The sequence below is a fragment of the Novosphingobium resinovorum genome (assembly GCF_001742225.1).
GTDB lineage: Bacteria > Pseudomonadota > Alphaproteobacteria > Sphingomonadales > Sphingomonadaceae > Novosphingobium > Novosphingobium resinovorum_A.
Genome location: NZ_CP017076.1, coordinates 208740 through 234760 on the forward strand (window position 1 = coordinate 208740; position 26021 = coordinate 234760).

15 protein-coding genes are annotated in these 26021 nt (G+C 66.4%); 6 read left to right on the top strand and 9 right to left on the bottom strand.

Going from position 1 to position 26021, the window contains the following annotated elements; translation table 11 throughout:
- Positions 1-12: 12 nt before the first annotated feature.
- The 4 genes from BES08_RS18690 to BES08_RS18705 all read right to left on the bottom strand — a co-directional run bounded on the left by BES08_RS18690 (position 13) and on the right by BES08_RS18705 (position 11368).
- On the bottom strand, positions 13-4437 hold the full coding sequence (locus BES08_RS18690; RefSeq protein ID WP_083274771.1) for an autotransporter domain-containing protein: 4425 nt from the start codon (positions 4435-4437) through the stop codon (positions 13-15).
- Between the two features lie 319 nt (positions 4438-4756).
- Positions 4757-7393: a TonB-dependent receptor gene (locus tag BES08_RS18695; RefSeq protein ID WP_231958272.1), complete on the bottom strand. Its 2637-nt coding sequence runs from the start codon at positions 7391-7393 to the stop codon at positions 4757-4759.
- Positions 7394-7725: 332 nt separating this feature from the next.
- Positions 7726-8727 (bottom strand): YncE family protein, encoded by a 1002-nt coding sequence (locus BES08_RS18700; protein ID WP_162177372.1) that lies wholly within the window; start codon positions 8725-8727, stop codon positions 7726-7728.
- A gap of 19 nt (positions 8728-8746) precedes the next feature.
- Entirely contained in the window at positions 8747-11368 is a 2622-nt protein-coding gene (locus tag BES08_RS18705; protein ID WP_069709359.1) for a TonB-dependent receptor, read from the bottom strand.
- A gap of 236 nt (positions 11369-11604) precedes the next feature.
- Here BES08_RS18705 and BES08_RS18710 point away from each other — a divergent pair, with 236 nt between their 5' ends.
- Together BES08_RS18710 and BES08_RS18715 are read left to right on the top strand one after the other, a co-directional pair.
- Positions 11605-12273: a response regulator transcription factor gene (locus BES08_RS18710; protein WP_036525192.1), complete on the top strand. Its 669-nt coding sequence runs from the start codon at positions 11605-11607 to the stop codon at positions 12271-12273.
- A gap of 8 nt (positions 12274-12281) precedes the next feature.
- The gene (locus tag BES08_RS18715; protein ID WP_051586781.1) at positions 12282-13637 is read left to right on the top strand and encodes an ATP-binding protein; all 1356 of its coding nucleotides are present in this window, start codon (positions 12282-12284) and stop codon (positions 13635-13637) included.
- Here the strand turns inward: BES08_RS18715 and BES08_RS18720 are convergent.
- Positions 13590-14519, bottom strand: coding sequence for a LysR family transcriptional regulator (locus BES08_RS18720; protein WP_051586780.1), 930 nt, complete (start codon positions 14517-14519; stop codon positions 13590-13592). The genes BES08_RS18715 and BES08_RS18720 overlap by 48 nt on opposite strands.
- Before the next feature lie 57 nt (positions 14520-14576).
- Here BES08_RS18720 and BES08_RS18725 point away from each other — a divergent pair, with 57 nt between their 5' ends.
- The 4 genes from BES08_RS18725 to BES08_RS18740 are packed head-to-tail and all read left to right on the top strand — an operon-like array spanning position 14577 to position 20972.
- The gene (locus BES08_RS18725; protein ID WP_036525189.1) at positions 14577-15197 is read left to right on the top strand and encodes a hypothetical protein; all 621 of its coding nucleotides are present in this window, start codon (positions 14577-14579) and stop codon (positions 15195-15197) included.
- Positions 15194-18382: an efflux RND transporter permease subunit gene (locus BES08_RS18730; protein ID WP_036525188.1), complete on the top strand. Its 3189-nt coding sequence runs from the start codon at positions 15194-15196 to the stop codon at positions 18380-18382. Before BES08_RS18725 ends, BES08_RS18730 begins: the two co-directional genes overlap by 4 nt.
- Positions 18383-18390: 8 nt before the next feature.
- The gene (locus tag BES08_RS18735; protein WP_036525186.1) at positions 18391-19566 is read left to right on the top strand and encodes an efflux RND transporter periplasmic adaptor subunit; all 1176 of its coding nucleotides are present in this window, start codon (positions 18391-18393) and stop codon (positions 19564-19566) included.
- Positions 19563-20972 carry an efflux transporter outer membrane subunit gene (locus BES08_RS18740; protein WP_036525184.1) on the top strand — a complete coding sequence of 470 codons (1410 nt, stop codon included), beginning with the start codon at positions 19563-19565 and terminating at the stop codon, positions 20970-20972. The genes BES08_RS18735 and BES08_RS18740 overlap by 4 nt, the downstream gene beginning before the upstream one ends.
- Before the next feature lie 72 nt (positions 20973-21044).
- On the opposite strand, the gene BES08_RS18745 is transcribed toward BES08_RS18740, so the two are convergent.
- The 4 genes from BES08_RS18745 to nirD are packed head-to-tail and all read right to left on the bottom strand — an operon-like array spanning position 21045 to position 26019.
- The gene (locus BES08_RS18745) at positions 21045-22268 is read right to left on the bottom strand and encodes a molybdopterin molybdotransferase MoeA (RefSeq protein ID WP_036525182.1); all 1224 of its coding nucleotides are present in this window, start codon (positions 22266-22268) and stop codon (positions 21045-21047) included.
- Between the two features lie 4 nt (positions 22269-22272).
- Entirely contained in the window at positions 22273-23073 is an 801-nt protein-coding gene (gene cobA / locus BES08_RS18750) for a uroporphyrinogen-III C-methyltransferase (protein WP_069709361.1), read from the bottom strand.
- Positions 23060-25684 (bottom strand): nitrate reductase, encoded by a 2625-nt coding sequence (locus BES08_RS18755; protein WP_036525180.1) that lies wholly within the window; start codon positions 25682-25684, stop codon positions 23060-23062. Before BES08_RS18755 ends, cobA begins: the two co-directional genes overlap by 14 nt.
- Positions 25684-26019: a nitrite reductase small subunit NirD gene (gene nirD, locus BES08_RS18760; protein ID WP_008830579.1), complete on the bottom strand. Its 336-nt coding sequence runs from the start codon at positions 26017-26019 to the stop codon at positions 25684-25686. Before nirD ends, BES08_RS18755 begins: the two co-directional genes overlap by 1 nt.
- Between the last annotated feature and the right edge of the window lie 2 nt (positions 26020-26021).

Below are 26021 nucleotides of genomic sequence, written 5' to 3' on the forward strand. Positions count from 1 at the left end.
CTTCGTGCATCGTCAGAAGCGCCACGTCAGGTTACCTTTCACGCCGTGGTCCTGCACATTGCGCCCGATCTGGCCCGAATAGGATGCCCCGATGCTGACGCCAGCCCCCAGGCCCGCTTCGATCCCGGCCTGAAGGACGGCTGCATTCCGAGCGATCGGTGTGCCTGATATCCCGAAGACCTGCGAGCCCGCATCGAAGCGCAGATCGGTGAACGGTGTACGGTTGCCGAAGGCGTGCCTCCACCCGGTCGACCAGAACGCATGCAGCGCGCCTTCTCTCGCCAGATCGAGGTCGCCGCGCAAGCCCAGGCTCGAAAAGGTCACTTCGGTATTTTTCGATTCCCCGATCAGCGCCGCATCGCCGCCATTTTCGGCGAACCCATCGGTATGAAGACGCACGTGACTGATCTGGGCAAATGGTTCGAAGTGCCCATGATTGACCTCTATTCGATAGCCCGCTTCTCCGAAGACTTGCGCGCTGTTGCCCTTGTATCGCGAGGAGAGTGCATCGGCGAAGCCGGTGAACCCGACCGCGCGATCGACATCGAGCTTGTGCCAGGTATAAGCCGCGCCGACCTGCAGGTTGAGGGGGGCAAGGCCGGTCCCCGCATAGACGCCCAGGTGGTAATTGTCGCTATGGCCGGTATCGCGGTGCCCGGCAGTGTTGAATTTCGAGCGGCTGTAGCCGCCCACTACGCCCGCCCTTGCGACATCGCCGATAGGCAGATCGACACCGACCAGCAAGCCCCGGGCCGAACGGTGCAGGACCCCGGCATTGCCATTGCCCGCGAGGGAACCCCACGAGCCGTAGCCATGTCCCCACAGCGACACGCCGGGCCGCTCTGTCTCCCGGCCATCGGTGCCTGACCGCAGGTGCATCGACACCGCATCGCGCAGATACTGGCTGTCCTGGATCAGCGCGCTCTTGGCGGAAGAGTGGATTTCGCCTGACAGTTGCCCGAACGCGCCGCGCGCCTCTTCGAAGGTCTGGAGATAGCCCAGGGCGTTGCGCAGGCCCACGGCCGGGTCGAGTGCATCCAGCGCGCCGGCGACGCTGCGCTCGTTGGGGGTGATCGCGGCAGAGACGAAGCTGCTGGTCTGGGCCACATCGAGGTAGACGTTGCTGGCGTCGTACCCGACGGTAAGATCGTAAAAGGCCGATACCGCCGTATCGCCGGTCAGCGTGTAAGTGCCCGTCACGCCTTGAGCCGCCGTCAGCACCGTGTAGCGCCGGCCAAGCACATAGGGCGTTGCGGTGTCGGTCTTGGTCACCTCCAGTGTCGCGCCGCTCCCGATTGCCGCAAAGCCCGTGGCGGTGATCCTGTCGGAAAGCGGTCCATCCACGGCGACCTGAACCGCATAGATCGACCCGGATTGCTGCGTGACGTTGCCATCCACGGCCAATGTCCCGATCGCGCCATTGCCCGGGGCGATCGTCGAACCCGGTGCGGCGACGATGCCGCCCACGGTTCCGGTGCCCGATATGCGTGTGCCGCTGGCCAGGGAGACCGACGATGCCGCGAGCGAACCGGTGATCCGCAATTCGCCCTCAGCCAGAATGGTGGCGCCGGACAGGCCGCTCGTACCCGTCAGGGACAGCATGCCCGCACCCTGCTTTGTGAAGGTGCCGTTGCCGTTGATCGCGTTTGCGAAAGTGGCGTCAGTGCCCTGGGTCACGACCAGTGCGGCGTTGTCGAGGATCGCACCGCTGCCGAAGCCGGTCGCCGACCCGACGAGCGTGCCGTCCGAGATCGTCGTGCCGCCGGAATACGTGTTGACGCCGGAAAGCGTCGTCGTGCCCGCACCGGCCTGCACGACTGCGCCGGTGCCTGAAATCGTCCCGGAGAACGTCACGGCGTCAGCGCGGTCGAACGCCAGGGCTGCGTTGTTCAGGACGTTGCCGATGATGGCGCCGCTGGTCCCGCCATCGCCAAGCTGCAGCGTGCCGTCGGAAATGGTGGTGCCGGCGGAATATGTGTTGTTGCCCGTGAAAATCAGCGTGCCACCGCCAGTCTTGACGACGTCGCCCGGCTGTGTGCCGTCTGAAATCGTTCCTGCGACGGTTGCCGTCACGCCGGTGGGTACGAAGATCGTCGGATCGCCGCTGACGGTGATATCGTTGCCGATGACCATGCCGCTCTGGACGAGGTTGATGGCGGTGAATTCGCTCATCGCCAGCGCGCCCGTGCCGAGCGCGTCGTTGTTCCCCAGCGAAAGTGTGCCGGTCAGCAGTGCCGTGCCGCCCGAATACGTGCTACTTCCATTCAGGGCGTAGCCCTGTCCGGCCGAGAGTATCAGTCCGCCCGTACCGCTGATCGATCCCGCATAATTGCCGCCGGCCTGTGTGAGCGTCAGGGTGTTGTCTCCCAGGGCGATGGCACCAGCGCCGGTTACCGTGTCGAGATCGCGATCGCCGTCCGCTGCGCTGATGTCGAACGTGCCCGTCGCGCCGATCGCAACCGACGAGACGATGTCACCGGCATCTGCCAGCACCAGCGCGCCGGCATCGATCGTGGTCCCGCCGGTGTAGGTATTCGCTGCGGTGATGGTGACGCCGCCGTTCCCGGTCTTTATCAGACCGGCCGTACCCGACAGCACGCCGTTGATCATGCCGGTCCGGGCATCGATAGTGCTGCTCACGTTGGCGGCCACGGTTCGCGTCAGCGTTCCGCCCGCAATGGTATAAGTATCGAGTACCAAGGTCCCGTTCAGGATCGTGGCCGCGCCCTGCATCAGCGATACTTGCGTCTGGCTCGTTCCGCCGAGGTCGAGCGTGCCGCCGTGGATGACCGTCGAACCGCTGGCCGAACCGAGGGTGCCCGCGCCGGCCAACACCAACGATCCGTCATCGATGACGGTATCGCCGGTATAGCTGTTGGCACCCTTGAGGATCACGCCGCCGGAGCCGGTCTTTATCAACCCAGCCGTGCCGGACAGCGCGCCATCGACGCTCCCGGACCGGAGGTCTAGCATATCGTCGGCATCGATGGCCGCATTGCCTGCGAGGGTTCCGCCTGTCAGCGTATAGGTGCCGACCGAGAGCGTACCGTTCTGGACGGTACCGCCGCCCTGCGTGAGCGTTGCCTGGCTCTGACTGCCCGCGCCCAGGTCCAGGGTGCCGCCATTGATCGTTGTCGTACCGTCGCCGGAGCCCAAAGTCCCGGCACCTGCCAGCGCCAGTGTACCGCCGTTGACGACGGTGCCGCCGGTGTAACTGTTCGCTCCACCGAGCGTGACAGTGCCGTTGCCGGATTTGGTCAACGTGCCCGAGCCGCTCAGTGCGCCATCGATCGCCCCCGCCTGTGCATCGATTGCCGTGCCTGCATCCACGGAGGCATCGCTGGCGAGGATTCCGCCCGCAAGCGTGTAGGTATCGACCGATAGCGTACCGTTGCGGATCGTTCCGCCGCCCTGTGTGAGCGACGCCTGGATCTGCTGCGTATCGCCGAGGTCCAGGGTTCCGCCATTCACGATCGTCGATGCCGTATCCGCGCCGAGCGTGCCGTTGCCCGCCAGAGCCAAAGTGCCGGATTCGAGCGTCGTGGTGCCGGTGTACCCGCTTGCACCGGTGAGCGTCACCTGGCCGCCGGATCCCGAATCGATGTAAGTGATGACGCCCGGCGTGCCGGCCGTGCCATCCGAAAATCCACCGGACAGCACGGTCGTGTTGCCGTTCATATCGATGGTGTTGGTGTTCGTATCGTCCAGCGCGAAGCTGTTGGGATAGGTCTGCCCGTTCTGGTCGATCAGCAAGGTGCCGCCTGCGAAGGTCGGGTTTACCGAGGTTCCAAGGTTGCTCGAACCGTAGTTCGGACTTGCGGTGTCGATGTCGTTGGCTTGTCCCGGCACCGTCACGCCGCCGTCCGAGGTCACCGTAAAAGTCCCGGACGAGATCGCGTTCCCGGCCGGCGTCCACACCTGGGAAAGGCCGCTCGTGCTGGCGTAAGCGAACGTGTAGGTCCCCGCGGTGATGTCAGAGAAGGTCGCGGCCTGGAAATTGTAGACGCCGTTGTTCGCGCTGTCGGATGCTACCAGCGAATTCCCGTCCGGGCTGATGTAGAAGAAGTTCTGCCCTGCCGTCAGGCCTGCGGGCAACGTGCCGTTGGGGACGTTGCTCAGCAGGATCGAGAATGCCTGCGTGCCGACTGCGGAACTGTCCGCGCGATTGAGCTGTACGGCGCCCTCCGCCGAAACGGAGCCGCCGTGCCAGCTACCGTAGATGATCTGGACATCGAACAATCCCGCGGCCGAGCCGTCGGACACGAGATAGCCCAAGGCATCGGTATGCGCGCTGGCCATGCCCGCGCCCACGACAAGGCCCGCCGAGGCAATCGTGACCATTGCAGACCGTGTACCGACGAGAAACGTCAGCGATGCCGCGCTCTGAAGAAGACGCTCGCGTCCGATCTTGGCGAAGTGCCGTTTCCGGATTGCCATCCGATGTGCCCCTTTTTTCTGTGATTAGCTTGATCGAACTTGCGGCTAGGGGAGATGGGAAAGTCCGTCGCACGCACAAGCGGCTTTAGATGCTCACAGAAATTTCGAGCAATAACAGTTTGATCCGTTATGGAGAGTTAAGTTAACGTCGAGTTTTGTATTTCACTGCGACGGCTTCAAAAGCCGCAATGGCTATGCGCTTGTGGCGGCTTTGCGTTTCCGATCTTGCAAGACGGTAAACGCGGCGACGGATGACTCCGTCGCCGCGTACGCGTTGCGGTCGTTCCTTGGGGGCGACGGTCGGAACGGCCCGCTGGCGTCAGAACTTGAAGTTGACCCCGCCCATTACTGCCGAGCCGGAAAGCTGCAGTTGCGTGATGCGGGTCGCAGCGCCTTCGCTCTTTATCTTCGCGGTGTTGAGCAGATTGCGGCCCGATGCGTAGATCGACACATTGTCCGTCATGGCATAACTGGCGCCGATATCCAGCGAGAGGCGGTCCTCCAGATACTGGTCCTTGGCCCGGGTCGCGCCGACGGAAAGCAGGCTGCGGCCGTTATAGGACAGGGCGGCGCGCAAGTTGAGCTTGCCGTCGTCCCAGTAGACCGCGGCGTTGTACACGTGCTTCGACGTACCCGGAAGGCTGCCCTTCTCGCCCGGTCGGATGTCCGCCGACGATTTGATCAAGGCATAGTTCGCCGAGACGCCGAGGTTCGACAGCGGGCCGGGCAGGAACGAGAGGTGCTGGTCGTAGTTCAGCTCGATGCCGCGCACCCAGGCGTGGGATATGTTGGCATAGGTGATGACCTGTGTGGGCGTCGCCTGATTGCCGAGCACAGCGAGGGTGACCGGGTCGGTGATGCCGCCGAATTGGGTCCGGCTGAAAATGTAATTCGACAGCTCCTTGTCGAACGCGCCGGCCGAGATGATGCCGCCTAACGGCAGGTAGTGCTCGATCGAGAGGTCGAAACTGTTGGCGGTGATCGGCTTGAGGTTCGGATTGCCGGTGGTGACGACGTTGTTGGCGGCGTCGATGGTTGCCGACGGATTGATCTGGTTGAAGCCCGGACGCGCGATCGTCGAGGAGTAGGAAGCGCGCGCGATCAGGCTGGGCGACAGTTCGTAGCGTGCCTGGATCGACGGGAAGAAGTTGGTGTAGCTCGACGAGGACGAGACCGGCACCAAGATCGAGCCCTTGCCGTTGGTGATCGTACCGCCTGCGGCCGCCGAGGACGTGATCGGGACGCTGGTAACGCCCTGGTAGCGCGCGTCGGTGTGTTCGACGCGCAGACCCGCCAGCAGGTGCAGCGCACCGAAGTCGGTCTCGCCCTGGACGTAGCCGGCAAAGACGTTCTCGCGGTTGTCCTGCTGTGCCTGCCCGCTGGCGTAGGCGTCGGCCTGAGCGTTGTTGCTGAAGCCGGGACCGGTGCCGTTCGCCCAGACGCTGCGCATGTAGTCGATGTCGATATTCGGGCCGTTTGCATAGTGGCTCTGGTCGAACAGGATGTTCCGCCCCGGGGCGGCGCTTGCCATGTCCAGCACCGGCACGCTCGTCGAGGTGTAGGAATTGAACACGTGCGTGTTGGTGCGCAGACGGACGTTGACGCCGAACTTGATGTTCTCGTTCTCACCGCCCAGCAGCGAAGTCGCGAGCGTGCCGTCGATCCCGCCCGACCACTCGCGGGTACGATAGATCTGGCTGTTGTTGGTCACGCTGGACAGCTTGTAGCCTGCGGTGCCGAAGGGATCGGTGCCGGTGAAAGTCGTGGTCGGGAACTCCCCGCCCGCATCCGCATAGGTGACGCTCGAGCCCGAGGCGGCCTTGTTGCTGAAGGTGGAAAGCGTGTCGTAGGGGCGGTAGTCCTGACCTTGCGCGTAGGATGCGCGCGCCGCGAGGTCCAGATTGCCAAACTGGTGATGGCCGCCGACTTCGGTGAGGTGCAGGCTGACGCGCTGCAGCATGTCGCGGACCGACTTGTCGTACTGGGTCGCGGGCGTCGTCAGCGAGCCGTTTGCGTTGGTCACCGTCGGGCTGCCCAGCTTGAACGCAAGCTGGTTGCGGGCGATGTCTTCCTGGTAGCCGCTGTTGACGTAGCGGATGTAGAGGCGGGTGTTCACGTCGGGCTCGTAGCCGAGTTCGATCGTGGCGCCCTTGGTCTTGCGGTGGAACTGGTAGTACGCCTGGGTCACGCCTGACCAGGCCAGATCCGGGGTGCCGCTCTTGTTGGCGAAGGAGACGCGGCGGTCGTCGGTGCCGAGCGCGTCCTGATAATAGGCGAGTGAGCCGACCAGGGTGAACGGACCGTCGCCGATACCATGGCCGCCGAAACGGATGCCTGCGCTGAGCGCCATGTCGGCGATCGCGGTGCTGCGGGAAAGTTGCTCGCCCGAACCCAGGCGGCCTTCCACGAAGTAGCCTTGGTTCGGCGCCAGCTTCTTCGGGGTGATTTCGATGGTGCCGCCCAATGCTTCGGCATCCATGTCGGGGCGGTTGGTCTTGGTGACCGTCACCGAGCCGATGAGGCCGGTCGGGAAAGCGTCGAACGCGAAAGCGCGGCCGCCGCCCTGGGGCGTGACGGGGCTTGGCGGCGGCAGGTGCGTGCCGGCAAGCGTGGTGCTGGTAAGGTCGGCATCGAGGCCGCGGATGTTGATCCAGTGGCCGACGCCGCTGTCCGCCGCGATCGTCACGCCGGGCAGGCGCGAGATGACCTCGCCGGCGTTGAGGTCGGGCAGGCGGCGCGCTTCTTCGACCGAGACGGTCTGGATGATGTTGGGCGCGGCTTCCTGCTTGGCACGGCTGTCGGTGGCGGCATGGCCGGTGACGACGATGTCGCCCTTCGGCTCGTTTGCTTCGTCTTCATCGGCCGCTGCGAACGCGGGCGAGGCCGCCGAACACAGGAGCATGGCGACGAGTACCGCGCGCTGGGCGCGAGGCAGGGCAGAACTTCTATTCGACACGATGACAGCCTCCGAGATGTCGTGATTGTCCAGCGGCGGTGGATCTGCCGCTGCTGCAACCCCTTGCTTGTCGAACAGCGCCATTAGAGAGGGAAAATTATCGCTGAATTATCTTGAATTATAATTTAAGGAAAATTATTGAATAAATTTTCAATACTTTCATAAAAATGAAATAAATTACATTTTCTAGAAATGGAAATTACTCTGTTATCAAATATCTCTCTCGATATGAGGGGAGTTGTTCTAATTTTCATTCAGGTGTATGTGCCTTAACCCCGCCACTCTTGCGAATGGCGGGGTGTGATACTTCACCGGTTGTCGAATACGGGCTGTCAGTCGTGGATGGCGTAGACCTGCAGCGCGGCGACGGTTTCCCCCTTGCGTGGGCGCATCACGTAGAGGCGATGGTTCTCGCCCACGTAGAGCGAGGACTTGCCGACCAGCGAGGCGTCGGTTTCCAGCAGGGTGGCGTTGCCGTTGGCGGCGATGCGGTAACGGCTCATGCCGGTATCGCCCGACACGTACAGGATGCGGCCCTTCTCGTCGAAGGACATGCTGTCAGCCGTCTCGGTGCCCGGCAGCGACTGGAGTTCCTTGCCGCTGCGCGCATCCAGCACGACGAGGCGGCCGGGTTCGCGCGAACCGGCAAACAGGCGCTGGCTGCGCTTGTCGTAGGCCAGCGGCACGTTCTTGTTGAGGTTGGGCGAAGTCCAGGTCCGCAGCGTGCCGGTCCTGATGTCGATAACGCCGACCGCGTTCTTGTCACGCATGCTGACGAAAAGACGTCCGCCCGTCCGGTCGAGGACGAGGCCCTTGAGCGTCATCGCCGGAACCGGGAAGCGGCGCACGACCTTGAGCGTGTCGAGCGAGATCGCGCTGATCTGCGATCCGGTATCGCCGTCGCGGCCGCTGACGTAGAAGACGCGGCCGACGAGATCGATGGCGCCGGTGTCGGACTTCGCGCCGACCGGGATCGAGGCGACGGTCTTGAAGTCGGTGGTCAGTACCTTGACCGTGCCATCCTTGCCTTCGGCCACCAGGAGATGGCCGGTCTTGGGGTCGAAGGCGACCTTGTGCGGCGAAACGACGTCACCGCCCGAAGCGATGAGCGCCCCGGTCTCCAGATTGAACGCGGCCATGAGCGCGCCGTCCTCGCCGGAAACATAGATGCGGTTGTGTGCCACGTCCGTCACCAGCTGGTCCCAGTCGCCTTCGGGCATGTCGGGGACCGGGGTGACGGCAAGCTGCTCGTAGACCGGCTTTTCGGCCGGGGCGGCGATGGCTGCACCGCTGATGCAGGCCGTGGCCGCCGCGAGCAGGAGGGAGGGGATCATGCGCATATCGTATTCTCCTTCAGAACTGAACGTTTACGCCGCCGAACACCGCTGATCCGGAAAGCTGGTGCTGGACGGTGTGGTCCCGCGTGCCTTCCGAACGGATCTTGGGGGTGTTGAGCAGATTGCGGCCCGATGTGTAGATCGAGACATTGTCGGTCACGGCGTAGCTGGCGCCGATGTCGAGCATGAACCGGGCCTCGGCATACTGGTCGAGTGCGCGGGTTGTGCCGACCGACCAGAGGCTGCGCCCCGCATAGGAGATCGCCGTGCGCACGTTGAGCTTGCCGTCGTCCCAGTAGACCGCGGCATTGTAGATATGCTTCGAGCTGGCGGGCAGCGGTCCCTTCTCGCCGGGACGAATATCGGCCGAAGAGTCGATGAGGGTGTAGTTGCCCGAAACGCCGAGGTTCGACAGCGGGCCGGGCAGGAACGAGAGGTGCTGGTCGTAGTTCAGCTCGATGCCGCGCACCCAGGCGTGGGAGATATTGGCATATGTGACGACCTGGGTAGGCGTCGCCTGATTGCCAAGCACGGCAAGGGTGACCGGGTCGGTGATGCCTCCGGACTGGGTGCGGTTGAAGATGTAGTTCGACAGTTCCTTGTCGAATACGCCCGCCGAGACGATGCCGCCGAACGGCAGGTAGTGCTCAACCGAAAGATCGAAGCTGTTGGCGGTGATCGGCTTCAGGTTCGGATTGCCGGTAGTGACGATGTTGTTGGCGGCGTCGATGGTTGCCGACGGATTGACCTGGTTGAAGCCCGGACGCGCGATCGTCGAGGAGTAGACCGCGCGGGCAATCAGGCTCGGCGAGAACTCGTAACGGGCCTGCAGCGAAGGAAAGAGGTTCGTGTAGCGCGACGTGGACGAGGTCGGCACCAGGATCGAACCCTTGCCGTTGGTGATCGTGCCGCCTGCTGCTGCCGAGGATGTGATCGGGACGCCGGTGTTGCCCTGGTAGCGGGCGTCGGTGAACTCGGCGCGCAGACCGGCGAGCAGATGCAGTGCACTGAAGTCGGCCTCGCCCTGCACGTAACCCGCGAACACGTTCTCGCGGTTGTCCTGCCGGGAAAGGCCGCCCGCATAGGCATCCGCCTGAACATTGTTGCCGAAGCCGGTGCCGGTTCCGCCGGACCACAGGCCGCGCATGGCGTCGATATCGATGTCCGGGCCGTTCGAATAATGGCTCTGGTCGACGATCGCATTGGCACCCGGCGCAACCACCGCGGGCCCGGTCGAGGGGAAGGTGGTGGCCGTGTAGGGGTTGATGACGTGGGTGTTGGTGCGCAGTCGCACGGCGACACCGAACTTGATGCTCTCATTGGCGCCGCCGGTCAGTGCGGTCGGCAAGGCGGCGTTGACCGCGCCGGACCACTCGCGGGTACGATAGAGGTTGTCGTTGTTGGTCAGGCTGGAGAGCTTGTAGGCGCCGGTCCCGAAAGGATCGGTCCCGGTGACGGTATATGACGGATAGTACCCGCCTGCATCACCATAGGTGATGTTTGCCGAACCCGGCTTCGAGGTGAAAGTCGAAATCGTGTCGTAAGGACGGTACTCGCGCCCCTGCGCGAAGGACACATGGTAGTCGAGTGCCAGATCGCCCAGCTTGTTGCGGCCACCGATTTCGGCAAGCTGCAGGTTCACCTTCAGCAGGGTGTCGCGCAGGCTCTTGTCGAGCTGCTTGACCGGCGACGTGTAAGTGCCGTCGGCGTTGGCCGTCGCCGTGCCAGAGGTCTTGATCGCAAGCTGCTGGCGCCAGTTGTCTTCCTGGTAGCCGGTGTTCAGGTAGCGGGCATAGAAACGGGTATCGGCATCGGGTTCGTAGGCGAACTCGATGCTGCCGCCCTTCGTCACATGGCGGAACGTGTTGTAGGACTGCGACATGCTCGACCAGGCCAGGTCCGGGGCGGAGGCCTTGTTGACGTAGCTGGTGCGCCGGTCGTCCATGCCCAGCGCGTCACGGTAGTAGGCCAGCGAGCCGACGATCGAGAACGGCCCGCCGCCGTTCTTGTCGCCGAAACGGATGCCGCCGCTGGCGGACAGGTCGACGACGCCGGTGTGGCGCGACAACTGCTCGCCCGAACCCAGGCGGGCGGTGAGGAAATGGTCGCGGCCGGTCGGAATTGCCTTGGGCGAGATTTCGATGGTGCCGCCAAGCGCCTCGGCGTCCATGTCGGGACGGTTGGTCTTGGTCAGCGTGAGCGAGCCGAACACGCCGGTCGGCATCACGTCGAACGAGAAGGCGCGGCCGCCGCCTTGCGGGGTCACGGGGTCCGGCGGCGGCAGGTGCGTGCCGCCGAAGGTCGTGCTGGTGAGGTCGGCGTCGAGCCCGCGGATGTTGACGAAGTGGCCGACACCCTTGTCCGCACCGATGGTGACGCCCGGCAGGCGGGCGATCGCCTCGCCCGCATTCAGGTCGAGCAGGCGAAACGCCTCTTCCTGCGAGATCGACTGAACGATGTTGGGCGCGTCCCTCTGCCGCGCACGGCTCTCGGCGCTGCCGTCCGCCGTGACGACGATGTCGGCGTGCTCGCCCGTATCGAGGTCATCGGCGAGTGCCGGTACGGCGGTGCCGCAAAGAAGGGCGGATACGATGACGGCGCGTGCCGTTTGGCCTGCGCAAGATGTGTTTCCGGACATTGAACTGACCCCCGAGTTGCGTCGGACGGGGCGGGGCGAATCACATCGCGAAGCCGTCGTCCGGTGGTTCGGGGGCGCCGGTTAGGCGCGCCGGATTATGCGAAAATTAGCGATCGGGAGGTGCAAGCAATATTGCTGCAATGTACAGAATTCTGCCAAAAACGTCATATTTATGTAATGGCCGGCGGATTAATCAGCATCGCAATTTGCCTCTGTGCGACTGGTGATTGTCTGCCATGCGTCTCTGTCTTGTCGAAGATGATCAGACCATCGGCGAAGCTGTCCGCAGCGGTTTCCGGTCTTATGGCTTCATGGTCGATTGGGTCGAGGACGGCGACGCGGCCGAGCATGCGCTGGGAACCAACGATTACTGGGCGGTACTGCTCGACCTCGGCCTGCCGGGCAAGTCCGGGCTCGAAGTGCTGTCCTGGATGCGCGGGCGGGGCAACGACACGCCGGTCATCATCCTCTCGGCGCGCGATGCCGTTCAGGACCGCATCGCCGGTCTGGACTGCGGGGCTGACGACTATCTTCCCAAGCCCTTCGACCTCGACGAGCTTGCCGCACGCCTTCGCGCCGTCCGGCGGCGCCGCGAAGGCCGGGCGAGCGTGCTGCGCCGCTACGGGCAGGTCGTGTTCGACCCCGCGCGGCAGGTGGTGACCTATCGCGGCAAACCGGTGAACCTGCGGGGGCGCGAACTCGCATTCCTGGCGGCGCTTCTGGAGGAGCCCGGCAAAGTGCTTTCGCGTGACCAGCTGATCGACCGCGTATACGGCTGGGACGTCGAGATCGAGAGCAATGCCGTGGAATTCCATGTACATGCCCTGCGCCGCAAGCTGTCGCCGGACGCCATCCGCAATATTCGCGGCGTCGGCTATTTTCTGGCCGACGAGCCGGCCGACTGACCGTTCGGGTGTCGATCAAGCAAAGACTTCTGCTGTGGCTGCTTGTCCCCCTGCTGGGGCTGAGCGTCGTCTTCATCGGCGGCACTTACGCGGTCGAGCGGGCAGCCATCGAACATTACCAGGACCTTCGCCTGCGCCAGATCGCCACAGGCATTCCGCCAAGGCTCAAGACCGCGGATTTCAGGGCGATCAACGTCAAGCTGTTCCACGGCAGGGACGATTTCCTGCTGCAGGTATGGACCGGCGACCGGGAAATCTACCGCTCGACGATTGATCGCGGCCTGCCCCGCTTCACGCAACCCGGCTTCGGCATCCGCTCGATCGGCGGGGAGCGGTGGAAGGTGTACCTCCGGCATGCGGGGCCTTACACGATCCAGGTGGGACAATCGCTGGAAGAGCGCAGCGCACTGGCGCGGGAGCGTGCCTTGCATCTGGTCGCACCGCTGATCCTGCTGTTCGTGGTCATTGCGCTTTTCACGCCTCTGGCGGTCACGGCGGGGCTGCGGACCTTGCACAGGATCTCGCGCGAACTGGATGCCCGGCACATCGACCGGCTCAATCCGCTCGACCCCACTGGCGAGCCAGCGGAAATCCAGCCGCTGGTGCAGGCGATCAACACCCTGTTGAACCGGTTGGGGAGGGCGGCCGGGGCGCAGCAGCGGTTCCTGGCCGACGCCTCGCACGAACTGCGCACGCCGCTGGCCGGACTGCAACTGCAGGTCCAGATGGTAGAGCAGGCAGGATCCGATGCGGAGCGCCGGAACGGGCTGGAAGCGCTCAAGGCCAGCGTGAAGCGGACCGGGCGGCTGGTCGAACAGTTGCTTGCGACCTCGCGCCTCGATGCGGAGGGTTCGGTGGCCAGCCGCGGGCCGATCACGATCAACACGATCGTGCGCGAAGCGCTCGTCCGGCTCGATCCGCTGGCCCAGGCCAAGCGGATCGACATTGGCCTCGTGCACGATGACGAGGCTGTCGTGCCGGGCGACGGGGACGAGCTTATGCTGCTCGTACTCAATCTGATCGACAACGCGATCCGCTATACGCCGGTCGGAGGGCAGGTCGATGTGGCACTGTGGCGGGGCAATGGCACATTCGACCTGACGGTCGAGGACAGCGGGCCAGGCATTCCGCAGGCCGAGCGTACACGCGCGTTCGACCGATTCTTCCGGGGTGCCGGACATACCGTGGCGGGAAGCGGCCTCGGCCTGGCGATCGCCAAGCGCATTGCCGATCGGCATGCGGCGGCGATCACGCTGGAAGATGCGGCCTCGCTGGGCGGTCTATGCGTGCGCGTCCGGTTTCCGCAGGATAGGCCGTCAACGCGGCCCCAGTTCGCGGACCCCGAACAGAACCGTCTCGCGTAGCCAGCGATGCGCGGGGTGGTCGTCGAACCGCCGATGCCAGACCATGTGGCTGCGCAAGGGCTCCGGCTGGACCGGCAGTTCGACCAGTTGCACCGCATAGGCGCGGCGGAATTCCTCGCCGATATGCCGCGCCGTGACGGCGATCATGTCCGACTGCATGAGGATGGCGCCGATCGACAGGTAAGGCGCCTCCACGCGGACGGCGCGTTCGAGGCCCATTTCCGCGAGACCTGCATCCATGGCGCTCAGATCGTCGCCGCTCGACGAGATTGCAAGGTGGGGTAGCGCCGCGAAGGCGGCGGCGTCCATCCGCGATCCGAGGACCGGATGGCCCCGGCGCACCAGTCCCACGAACTGATTGTCGATGAGTTCGCGTGCGTGGAAACGGGCCTGGGCCGGAGGCCGCGCGACCAGTGCAAGATCCAGTTCCGCGCGGTCGAGCAGGTCGGCGACGTCCAGAGTGCCACTCGGCACGAAGCGCAGGCGGATATGCGGCGCCATCGCCGCCACCTTCTGCAGGATCGGCCCGACCAGCGCGATTGCGGCATGGTTGTTGACCGCGACGACGAAGCGGTGATGCGTCTCCTCGGGCGCGAAGTGCTCGGTTTCCAGGGCGGTGCGCAGTTCGAGCAGGGCATGGCGAACGGGTTCCGCCAAACGCTCCCCGCGCGGCGTCGGCAGCATCCCCTGCGGCGTGCGGACGAAGACCTGATCGCCGAGCAGATGGCGCAGGCGGTTGAGCGCGTGGCTCATCGCCGGCTGGCTCAGACCAAGGCGGGCGGCGGCGCGGGTGACGCTGCGTTCGCGCAATATCGCCTCGAACACCAGCAGCAGGTTCAGGTCGAGCCGGGCGCCGGTCCGCTCTTCATTCATATCGTGCATGTACGAATTTATATAATGAGTTGGAGTAATGCTGCAAGTGCGGGCATTCAGCTGCCCATGGATATCCCGGATAGCCCCCAGCCGGTATGGCAGATGCTTCACCTGCCCTGCGTGGCGCCGGAAGCGCTGGTCGTCGTCCTGCAGGGCACCGACCGGTCCGACATGACCGCATTCGTGCCGGGTTGGCACGAAGCGGTGCCCCGCGCCGCTTTCGCGGCGATCCTGACGGAACGGAAATCCACCGCCGACGCCGCGCTGATCCGGGCGCGGATTGACGAAATGGGGCTGACCTTCGGACAAGTCGTGCTGGTCGGCGCGGGAAGCGCCGGGCACGTCGCGCTCGATCTGGTGCTGCAGGGCCGGGCGCCGGGTGCGGGCGCGATCGTCGTCGATCTGCCCCGTCCCGCCCTGCCGCGGGTGATGCGCGCGGCGCCCGCCTCGCTGCGCTTCGTCCAGCACCGCGACGAGGACGATCCCGAGGGGCGCGCCTTTCACGAGATGATCCGCGTGCTGCGCGACCTCTCCTTCGACATCCGCACTTTCGCGCTGTGGGACGGGCCTGACCCCACGAACGGCGCGCTGAACACTTTCCTGGTCGAGCTCGTCGCCCAAGCGAGCCGCTATCCTTCCGCAGCCCGGCACCCCACCCGGCAGGACGACTCCACGGACGCTGCATGAAAAACATCATCAAGCTCGCGCTGCACCGGCCCTATACGGTCGTCGTTCTCGCGATCCTCATCCTGATCTACGGTCTTTCGGCGGTGGTGCGCACCCCGGTCGACATCTTTCCCTCGGTCAACGTGCCGGTGGTCAGCGCGGTCTTCAGCTACAACGGCCTCTCGCCCGACCAGATGTCCGGGCGCATCGTCACGTTCTACGAGCGCGCGCTGACCGGCAGCGTCAACAATATCGAGCATGTCGAATCGCAGTCGCTGCCCGGCTACGGCATCGTGAAAATCTACTTCCAGCCCTCGGTCGACATCAACGCCGCGCTGGCGCAGGTCACCGCGACCTCGCAGACGGTGCTCAAGCAGATGCCCGCCGGCATCACCCCCCCGACCATCCTGAGCTTCGACGCATCGAGCGTGCCGGTGCTGCAGCTGGCGCTGTCGTCCAAGACGCTGCCGGACACGACGCTGTTCGACCAGGCCTCCGCGTTCATCCGCCCGCAGCTCGCCTCGGTCGCGGGGGCGTCGGTGCCGCTGCCCTACGGCGGCAAGGTGCGCCAGGTGCAGGCCGACCTCAATCCGCAGGCGCTGCAGCAGTACGGCCTTTCGGCCAACGACGTCACCGCCGCGCTGGCCAGCCAGAACCTGATCATTCCGGCGGGCACGCAGAAGATCGGCAATCTGGAATACACCATCAACCTGAACGCCTCGCCCGATGCGATGGCCAAGTTCAACGACCTGCCGATCAAGACCGTCAACGGCGCCACCGTCTACATGCGCGACGTCGCCTTCGTGCATGACGGCAACCCGCCGCAGACCAACGTGGTCCACGTCGACGGCGGCAACGCGGTGCTGCTCAGCATCATCAAGTCCGGCGCGACCTCCACGCTCGACGTGATCAACGGCGTCACCGGCCTGCTCCCCGCCATCCGCGATACCCTGCCTGCCGGACTGAACCTGCTGGCCACCGGCGACCAGTCGGTGTTCGTCACCAGCGCGGTGTCGGGCGTGGTGCGCGAAGGCGTGATCGCCGCCGCGCTGACCGGGCTGATGATCCTGATCTTCCTGGGCAACTGGCGCTCGACGCTGATCATCCTCGTCTCGATCCCGCTGTCGATCCTGGCCTCGCTGGGCACGCTGGCGGTGCTGGGGCAGACGATCAACGTGATGACCCTGGGCGGCCTGGCGCTGGCGGTGGGCATCCTCGTCGACGACGCCACGGTGACGATCGAAAACATCAACGCCCATCTCGAAGGCGGCGAGGACGTGCGCGATGCGGTGCTGCACGGCTCAGAACAGATCGTCCAGCCCGCCACCGTCTCGCTGCTGTGCATCTGCATTGCCTTCGTGCCGATGTTTTGGCTGAACGGCGTGTCCGGCAGCCTGTTCCGTCCGCTGGCGGAAGCGGTGGTGTTCGCGCTGATCGCCTCCTACCTGCTGTCGCGCACGCTGGTCCCGGCGATGGCCGACCGCCTGCTCAAGCCGATCCGTCACGGCGAGGCGCCGACCGGCGGCCGGATCTCGCAGACCCTTCAGCGCGCCCAGCGCCGGTTCGAGGCCGGGTTCGAGACGCTGCGCGCCTATTACCTGGGCCTGCTCGAACTCGCGCTCGGTCGCCGCCGTCCGGTGGTAATCGGCTTCATTGGCCTGTCGCTGCTGTCGCTGTGCCTGTACCCGCTGCTGGGACAGGACTTCTTCCCGCAAGTCGACGGCGGCCAGATTCGCATCCACATGCGCGCCCAGACCGGCACCCGGATCGAGGCGACCACGCGCACCGCCGACCAGGTCAGCACCGCCATCCGCGATATCCTGCCGCATGGCGAGGTCGCGGGCGTCGTCAGCAACATCGGCCTCAGCGTCAGCGGCATCAACATGGCCTACGACAACGCCGGCACCATCGGCACCGAGGACGCCAGCATCCAGGTCAGCTTGGCGCCGGAGCACGGCGAGACGGCGGACTACGTGAAGACCCTGCGCGAGGAACTGCCGCGCCGCTTCCCCGGCGTCGATTTCGCCTTCCTGCCCGCCGACATGGTCAGCCAGATCCTGAACTTCGGCACACCTGCGCCGATCGACCTCCAGATCGTCGGCAGCGACCTTGCCGCCAACCGCGCTTATGCCACCGCGCTGCTCGCCCGCATCCGCAAGATACCCGGCGTCGCCGACGCCCGTATCCAGCAGGCCTTCCAGCAGCCCGCGCTCAGCGTGTCGCTCGACCGCTCGATGGCAGGCGCGGTGGGGATCAACGCCCGCGACACGGCCAATGCGATGCTGACGACGTTCTCGGGCAGCGGGCAGGTCGCGCCGACTTACTGGCTCGATCCCAAGACCAGCGTGTCCTACCCGGTCGCCGTGCAGATGCCCCAGCGTGACATCACCTCGCTCGACGGGCTGAAGAACATCCCGCTGACGCCCAGCACTGCCGCCGCCGGGCAGACGCCCGAACTGCTGCGCAACCTTGCCGACATCAGCCGCGCACCCAACAACGCGCTGATCTCGCACTACAACGTGCGCCCGGTGATCGACATCTACGCCACCCCGCAGGGGCGCGATCTGGGTGCCGTCGCGGCGGACGTGAACAAGATCGTCGCCGATGCCGCCAAGACCCTGCCCAAGGGATCGAGCGTGGCGCTGCGCGGTCAGGTCGCGACGATGACCAGCGCCTATACGCAGCTGTTCGTCGGCCTCGCCTTCGCGATCCTGCTGATCTACCTGCTGATCGTCGTCAACTTCCAGTCCTGGCTCGATCCGCTGGTGATCGTGCTGGGCCTGCCGACGGCGCTGGCGGGCATCGTGTGGATGCTGTTCGCGACCGGCACGACGATGTCGGTGCCCGCGCTCACCGGAGCCATCCTGTGCATGGGCGTCGCGACCGCCAACTCGATCCTGCTGATCGCCTTCGCCCGTGAACGTCTGGACGGCGGTTCCGCGCCGCTGACGGCGGCCATGGAAGCGGGCGCCGCGCGCTTCCGCCCGGTGCTGATGACTGCCAGCGCGATGATCCTGGGCATGATCCCGATGGCGATCGAGCCGGGCCAGAACATGCCGCTCGGCCGCGCGGTGATCGGCGGGCTGCTGTTCGCCACTTGCGCCACGCTCGTCCTCGTTCCCACGCTCTTCGCCATCGTCCACGGCGCAGGCAAGGTCATCAAGCGCGATACTTCGGGCATCGCTCCCGAACCCGCCACCATCTGAGAGCCATCATGTCCACTCCATCCATCACCCCAAAGACGCCCAGCCGCCGCTTCCTCCTAATCGCGGGAGCGACAGGAACTGCGTTGGCGATCGTGATCGCCGCCTCCGGCCTGATCACCCGCGCCGTTTCGGCAAGCGCCAACGCGCAGTGGTCGGGCAGCAACGCGGTGCCCACCGTGAACCTCGCGAAGCCGCAGGTCGGACAAGCCAGCGCGATCAGCCTGCCGGGGACGATCCAGCCCTTCCAGAAGGCGCAGCTCTATGCGCGGGTGGACGGCTACCTGAAATCGTGGAGCGTCGATATCGGCGCGCCGGTCCACGCCGGGCAGACGCTGGCCGTCGTCGATGCGCCCGACCTCGACCAGCAACTGGCCGCCGCGCGCGGCGATCTGGCGATGGCCCAGGCGAACTACCGCCTGGCCACGCTGACCGCCACGCGCTGGTCCGACCTGAGCCAGACCGGCGCCGTCGCGCAGCAGGTGGTGGACGAGAAGGCGGGCGACCGCGAGGCCAAGCGCGCGGTCGTCTCCGCCCTTCAGGCCAAAGTGCGCGGGATTGAGGCCCTGTCCGCCTACAAGCGCATCGCCGCGCCGTTCGACGGCATCGTGACCGCGCGCAAGACCGATATCGGCGCGCTCATCACCGCCGGATCGAACGGGCAGGAACTGTTCGAGGTCGCCGACTTGCGCAAGCTGCGCATCTACGTGCAGGTGCCGCAGACGCTGGCGGCCAAGCTCAAGGTCGGGCAGCAGGCGACGTTCACGCTGCCCGAACAACCCGGACAGACGCTGAAAGCCAGCGTGGCGGCGATTTCCCACGCCCTGGACCCGGCGGCGCGCACCATGCTGGTGCAGCTGCAGGCGGCCAATCCCGGCAACGTGGGCGCCGGCGCCTATTGCCAGGTGACCTTCGATGAACCGGCGGCGGCAAGCAACGCCATCCGCATTCCCGCGACCGCGCTGATCGTGCGCAACGCCGGCAGCGCCGTCGCCATCGTCGGCCCCGGCAACAAGGCGGTGATCCGCGACGTCAAGCTGGGCCGCGACTACGGCGATGCCGTCGATGTCGTCGCCGGGCTGTCGCCCTCCGACCGCATCGTCGACACCCCGCCCGAAACGCTGCGCACCGGCGACGCGGTGCGGATCGCCGCTCCCGCCCCCGCCAAGACGAAGGCCGGCGCATGACCGGCCTTGCCCGCAGGCTGCGCTTCGGCCTTACCCTCCTCGCCGCGTCATCGCTGGCGGGCTGCAACCTGGCACCGGCATATCACCCCCCCACCATGCCGGTGCCGGACCATTTCGCCCCGCTGCCTGGATGGAGCGAGGCGGCGCCCGCCGATGCCGCGCCGCGCGGGGCATGGTGGGAGGCATTCGGCGATCCTGCGCTCAATGCCTTCGAGGCCCGCCTGACCGCCGACAATCCCGACCTGCAGGCCGCCGTCGCCCGCTACGACCAGGCCAGCGCCTATGCCCGGCAGGCACGCGGCGCGCTCCTCCCTTCGGCAAGCCTGCAGGGCAGCGCCACCCGCAACCGGCAGTCGGCGGACAAGCCCCTGCGCGGCTCGGGACAGCCCGACGTCTACAGCGCCGACCAGGCCAACGGCGTGGTGGGCTACGAACTGGACTTGTGGGGCAAGCTGCGCAACCAGCTCACCAGCCGCAAGGCGATGGCGCAGGCCAGCGACGCGGATCGCGCGGCGGCGCAGCTGAGCCTGCAGGCCCAGCTTGCCGACAGCTATTTCCAGCTGCGCGGTCTCGATGCCCAGACCCGGCTGCTCGACGATACGGTAGCGCTCTATCGCAAGAGCCGCGACCTGACCGCCATTCTCTATCGCGGCAAGCTGGCGGCGCAGATGGACGTGTCGCGGGCGGAAGCGCAGCTGGGCACCGCGCAGGCCGCGCTGACCGAGGTGCACAGTCGCCGCGCGCTGCTGGTGAATGCGATCGCCGTCCTTGTCGGCACCATGCCGAGCGATTTCGCAGTTACCCCGGCCGATCTTCCGCCGGCACTGCCCGCCGTTCCGGAAGGGGTGCCCTCGGAACTGCTGCAACGCCGCCCCGACATCGCCTCGGCCGAACGAGCGATGGCCTCGGCCAATGCCGGGATCGGCGTCGCGCGCGCGGCGTTCTACCCCTCTATCAGCTTCAACGCGCTGGGCGGGTTCCAGAGCGCAGGCAGCGATCCCTTCAAGGCCAGCGACATCCTCTGGTCGCTGGGGCCGTCCATCAACCTGCCCATCTTCCAGGGCGGCCGCCTGAAGGCTGACCTGGATGCGGCGCATGCGCGCTTTCGCGAAATGTCCGCGCAGTATCGCGGAACGGTGCTCCGCGCCTTTCGCGAGGTAGAGGACAATCGCGTGCTGCTGTCCGATCTTGCGAAGGAGCGCGGGTTCAACGACACGACCGTTGCCGCCGCGACGCAGACGTCGAATGCGGCGAGCGATCTCTATCGTGCAGGAACCACGAGTTATCTGGACGTGGTCACCGCCCAGACTTCCCTGTTTCAGGCGCAGCAGGCCGCCCTCGACGTGCGGACACGCCATTTCGTCGCCGCGGTGGACCTTGTCCGCGCATTAGGCGGTGGATGGTAGTACGCCGCCGCCTTGTCCGAACCGGAGCGGACGAATCTTATCCCGCCCGTGATCGCGCCGGGCACGGCAGCGTCAGAAGCGGAGGCATCGCACCCGGGAGCCCGCAACCGCGGGCACCGCATGCGCGCGCCGTTCCACCAGCAGGTCGGCGCGGGCGAGCAGCATCTGGGCCGATGCTTCCTGCCGCTCGATGATGGCGACGCCGTCTCCCGCATTGTCTCCTGCCGCGCAAAGGAACTGATCGCGATCGCTTCTGCCCGGCGCATCGTGGAGCAGCCGGTGCTCGCTCCACTGCAAAGCCTGATCGAAGCCCGCGCCGGAAAGCGCGCAGATCATGGGCGCCAGAAAGAGGCGGGCAGTGGTCAGCGCGGCGGTCGGATTGCCTGGCAGGCCAAGCACATGAGTCCGGCCGATCCTGCCGTACCATAGCGGCTTGCCCGGCTTCATCGCCACACCGGCAAAGGCCATCCGCAGGCCCAGCGGCATCAGCGCCCTCCGTGCCAGATCCCGGTGGCCGTGCGAGGCGCCGCCCGCGACGACGATAAGGTCCGTCCCGTCCATCGCCGCCATCGCAGCCGCACGCAGGTCCTCGACCCGGTCCATCGATCGCAAGGTGCCGAGCGGTTTCGCACCCCATTGACGCGCCATCAGCAGCAGGGCTTCGCTCAGGCTGTCGGGGATGGTATCGACGTCGGGTGCGGCATTGCCGGGAACGACAAGCTCGTCTCCATTGACCATCACCCGAAGCCGGGGTTGGCGCCACACGGGCAGCTTCGCAATATCGGCAGCGGCGGCGACCACCATGGCGCGGGGACCGATCCGGCTGCCTGCCGGGAGCAGCGCCGTACCTTTCGCAAAATCGGATGCGCGCGGCCTGACATGGGGCTTGCCCGAAGTACGCGGCAGGATCACCTCTTTGCCGTCGAGGCGGGCGTGTTCGCGCATCACCACCCGGTCTGCTCCCAAGGGTATCGGTGCGCCGGTCGAGATGCGCATCGCGGCTCCGGGTCGCAATGGCAACGGCTGGCTTCCCCCGGCCACGCTCTCTCCCTGCAGCACGAAGCGGGTGAAATCCCCGGCAAAGTCCTCGGACCGGACGGCGAAACCGTCCATTGCCGCGCTGTCCCGCCTTGGTGAATCGATCTGCGCGATGGCATCACCGGCCAGCGTCCGGCGACCGGCCTTCGCCAGCGGGACCCATTCGACCCCCAGCGGCGCGCAGCTTTGCCGGACTATCGCCTGCGCGTCATCGAAGGTTGCGGCAGCGTGGCAGGGCAGTTCGGGAGCGGTGGCCATTCGCCTACTCCCCTACCGCGATGCGCAGGGGCATTGCCACCGCCGAACCGACGGGCACCGTGCCGTCGGCCTGCGCGACGGCCTCTCCGATCAGGATCAGAGTGGGGCGGTCCTCGGCAAAGGCCTGGGCCACCAGCGGCAGCAGGTCCAGCCGGGTGCGCAATTGCTGCTCCTGCGGCAGCGACGCGTCGCAGGTGATCAGGGCAGGCGTGGAGCCCGGCAGACCGGCGGCGATGAGCGCCATGCTCAGTTCCGGTGCCGCTTCCCGGCCCATGTAGACGGCCAGCGTGCAGGCGGGATCGGCGAGCGCCGGCCAGTCCAGATCGAGTGCCTGCCCGTTGCGGCTATGGGCCGTGACGAACTGCACCCGACGGGCGATGCCGCGTAGGGACAGCGACAGCCCGGCCGATGCCGCAACGGCGCTGGCGGCGGTGATGCCCGGACAGATGCGCACCCGCACGCCGACCTTGCGCAAGGCTGTCATCTCTTCGGTCGCACGGGCGAACATGGCCGGGTCGCCGCCCTTGAGCCGCACCACGCGCTTACCGGCAAGCGCGGCTGCGACGAGCATCTCATCGATGCTCTGCTGATCGCGGGAGTGGCGGCCCGAGCGCTTGCCCACGCTGACGCGGTCCGTGCGGGCAGGGATGAGATCGAGCACGCCGGGGCCGACGAGCGCGTCGTGGAAAACGACGTCGGCCGCCGCGATCAGCTTTTCCGCCTTGCGGGTCAATAGATCCGGGTCGCCCGGCCCGGCGCCGACCAGCCAGACTTCACCGGGGGCGATCAGTTCATTCGGCTGCATCGAGAACCTCCTCGTTGGCCTGTGCCGTATTGGTCTGTGCAAGAATTTTGGCGAGGGCAGGGCGGCACGACCCGCAGTTGGTGCCCGCGCCCAGCGCCCTGCCGATGGCGGGAACGTCCACCAGCGCCTGCTCGCGGATGGCGGCGACGATCTGGTTGAGGCCGATGTCGAAGCAGACGCAGACGGTCGCGCCCTTGTCCGGCTGGCTGCCGGGGCCGCGCGCGGCGAGCACGGTGGCGCCCACGTCGCCCGCCGCGAGTTGCCCGATCAGCCAGTCGCGCGAAGGCAGCAGGCCGGTGCGGGTGACGAACAGCACGCCCGCCAGACGCCCCTCGACGATCACCGCGATGCGGCGCGAGCCTCGGGTATGGTCGATGGCCTCGATGCGCTCGCCTTTGGGCAGGCAGGCTTCGATGCGCGCGGCATCGCCATTGCCCGCGATCTCGTAGAGCGCGCCGCCGGGCACCGCCACGCGCGTCGCCCACAGGCAGGGCACGCGGGCGGGTTCATCGCCGCGCAGGATGAGGAAGCCCTTCCATTCGGTCTCGACTTTGGCGAGCGCGGCGGGGGTGGACTTGAAGCCGGGCTGGCCGGAGTGCGGATCGACCAGCGGGCGCGGCAGCAGGCCGGTGCGGCCGCCGGTGGAGATCTGGTCGGTCCAGTGGATCGGCGTGAAGATCTCGCCCGGGCGTTGCCCGTCGCTGAGCTGCACGCGGAAGGTGCTGTTGCCCTGCGGGGTCGAGACGCGGGCGAGATCGCCGTCCGTGAGGTCCAGCGCGAGGGCGTCGGCGGGATGGACCTCGACCAGCGGCTCCTCGCGGTGGCGCGCCAGCTTGGGGGCGAGGCCGGTGCGCGTCATCGTGTGCCACTGGTCGCGGTAGCGCCCGGTGTTGAGCGTCAACGGCCAGTCGGCGAGCGGTGCCTGAAGGTCCATCTGTCCGACCTTGACCATCCGCGCGCGTCCGCTCGGCGTCGGGAAGCGACCGTCGGCGAACGGTGTACCACCCCAGCGGAACGGCTCCATCGCGTCATAGGCAAGGTTGCCGATCGCGGCGTGGGCGGCGAGGTTCAGGACGCGCGCGCCATCATTCTGATAGCCCGTGAGGCGCGCATGTTCGCGCCAGATGTCGGCGGGAGTATCATAGGCGAAGGCGCTCCCCCAGCCCATCCGGCGGCCCACTTCCTTGACGATCCACCAGTCCGGCTTCGCCTCCCCGGGCAGCGCCATGAACGGACGCTGGCGGCTGATGGTGCGCTCCGAATTGGTGACGGTGCCGTCCTTCTCCCCCCATGCGGCGGCGGGGAGGCGCACATGGGCATAGGCGGTGGTGTCCGTGTTCGCGATGACGTCGGAGACGACGACGAAGGGGCATTTCTCCAGCGCCGCACGCACGTTGCCCGCGTCGGGCAGCGAGACGGCGGGGTTGGTCGCCATGACCCACAGCGCCTTGATCCGCCCCTCGCCGATCGCGCGGAACAGGTCCACTGCTTTGAGACCCGGCTTCGTCGCCATCGTCGGCGCGGCCCAGAAGCGGCCGACGCGCGCGACGTTCTCGGCCGCGAAGTCCATGTGCGCAGCCAGCGTCGAGGCGAGCCCGCCGACCTCGCGCCCGCCCATCGCATTGGGCTGCCCGGTGATCGAGAACGGCGCCGCGCCCGGCTGGCCGATCCGCCCCGTCGCAAGATGCAGGTTGATGATCGCGTTGACCTGGTCGGTGCCGCGGATCGACTGGTTGATCCCCTGGCTGAACATCGTGACCGTGCGCGGGTTCGCGGCAAACATCTCGTAGAACTGCAGCAGCAGCGCGGGATCGAGGTCACAGGTCTGCGCCGTGGTCCACACGTCATGGCCGGTCGCAAGGTGCTCCCAGAAACCCTCGGGCGCATCGACGTGGGCAGCCATGAACGCCTTGTCGACCATGCCCTGCTCGGCGAGCCATGCCAGCAGCCCGTTCATCAGCGCCACGTCGCTGCCGGGGCGCAGCGGCAGGTGCAGGTCGGCGCCTTCGCAGGTTTCTGTGCGGCGCGGGTCGATGACGATCAGCTTCGTGCCCCGCTCTGCACGCGCCGCCTGGATGCGCTGGTAGACGATCGGATGGCACCATGCCGTGTTCGAACCGACCAGCACGACGAGGTCGGCCTTGTCCAGATCCTCGTAGCCGGCGGGCACCACGTCCTCGCCGAAGGCGCGGGTGTGGCCGGCGACCGCGCTCGACATGCACAGGCGCGAATTGGTGTCGATGTTGGCCGAACCGATGAAGCCCTTCATCAGCTTGTTGGCGACGTAATAGTCCTCGGTCAGCAGCTGGCCGGAAACATAGAACGCCACGCTGTCCGGGCCATGGCGGGCGATGGTGTCGCGAAAGCGCTTGGCGACGAGGTCCAGCGCCTTGTCCCAGCGTACGCGCTTGTCGCCGATCATCGGGTGGAGAAGGCGGCCGCTCAGCCCGACCGTCTCGCCCAGATGCGTACCCTTGGAGCAGAGGCGCCCCGCATTCGCCGGGTGTGCCTCGTCCCCCCGGATCGTCACCTCGCGCGCACCCGTGGGGGTGGCCGAGATGCCGCAGCCGACGCCGCAATAGGCGCAGGTCGTGCGGACCGCCTCGCGCATCAGGCCGCGTCCCTCATCACTTCGGGACGCGCCAGCAGGATGCGACCGTTCTCCTCACGCACGGCAATGGTCGGGGTGCAGCCGCTGTCCGCCCCTTGCGCCTCGCCGCTCGCCAGCGCGATGTTCCAGTTGTGCAGCGGACAGGCGACCGCGTGGCCATGGACGATGCCCTGGCTGAGCGGCCCCTTCTTGTGCGGGCATTCGTTGACGAGCGCGAAGACCTTGTCGTCGCCGGTGCGGAAGACGGCGATCTCCGGCTCCCCCTCGAACCGCACGGTGCGCGCGCCGCGCTGGGGGATGTCGCTCAGGGTTCCGATATCGATCCAGTCGGTCATGG

Coding starts and splice junctions, on each gene's coding strand:
- BES08_RS18690 (WP_083274771.1), bottom strand. CDS start 4,437: ATGGCAATCCGGAAACGGCACTTCGCCAAGATCGGACGCGAGCGTCTT.
- BES08_RS18700 (WP_162177372.1), bottom strand. CDS start 8,727: ATGATCCCCTCCCTCCTGCTCGCGGCGGCCACGGCCTGCATCAGCGGT.
- BES08_RS18705 (WP_069709359.1), bottom strand. CDS start 11,368: ATGTCCGGAAACACATCTTGCGCAGGCCAAACGGCACGCGCCGTCATC.
- BES08_RS18710 (WP_036525192.1), top strand. CDS start 11,605: ATGCGTCTCTGTCTTGTCGAAGATGATCAGACCATCGGCGAAGCTGTC.
- BES08_RS18720 (WP_051586780.1), bottom strand. CDS start 14,519: ATGCACGATATGAATGAAGAGCGGACCGGCGCCCGGCTCGACCTGAAC.
- BES08_RS18725 (WP_036525189.1), top strand. CDS start 14,577: ATGGATATCCCGGATAGCCCCCAGCCGGTATGGCAGATGCTTCACCTG.
- BES08_RS18730 (WP_036525188.1), top strand. CDS start 15,194: ATGAAAAACATCATCAAGCTCGCGCTGCACCGGCCCTATACGGTCGTC.
- BES08_RS18735 (WP_036525186.1), top strand. CDS start 18,391: ATGTCCACTCCATCCATCACCCCAAAGACGCCCAGCCGCCGCTTCCTC.
- BES08_RS18740 (WP_036525184.1), top strand. CDS start 19,563: ATGACCGGCCTTGCCCGCAGGCTGCGCTTCGGCCTTACCCTCCTCGCC.
- BES08_RS18745 (WP_036525182.1), bottom strand. CDS start 22,268: ATGGCCACCGCTCCCGAACTGCCCTGCCACGCTGCCGCAACCTTCGAT.
- cobA (WP_069709361.1), bottom strand. CDS start 23,073: ATGCAGCCGAATGAACTGATCGCCCCCGGTGAAGTCTGGCTGGTCGGC.
- BES08_RS18755 (WP_036525180.1), bottom strand. CDS start 25,684: ATGCGCGAGGCGGTCCGCACGACCTGCGCCTATTGCGGCGTCGGCTGC.
- nirD (WP_008830579.1), bottom strand. CDS start 26,019: ATGACCGACTGGATCGATATCGGAACCCTGAGCGACATCCCCCAGCGC.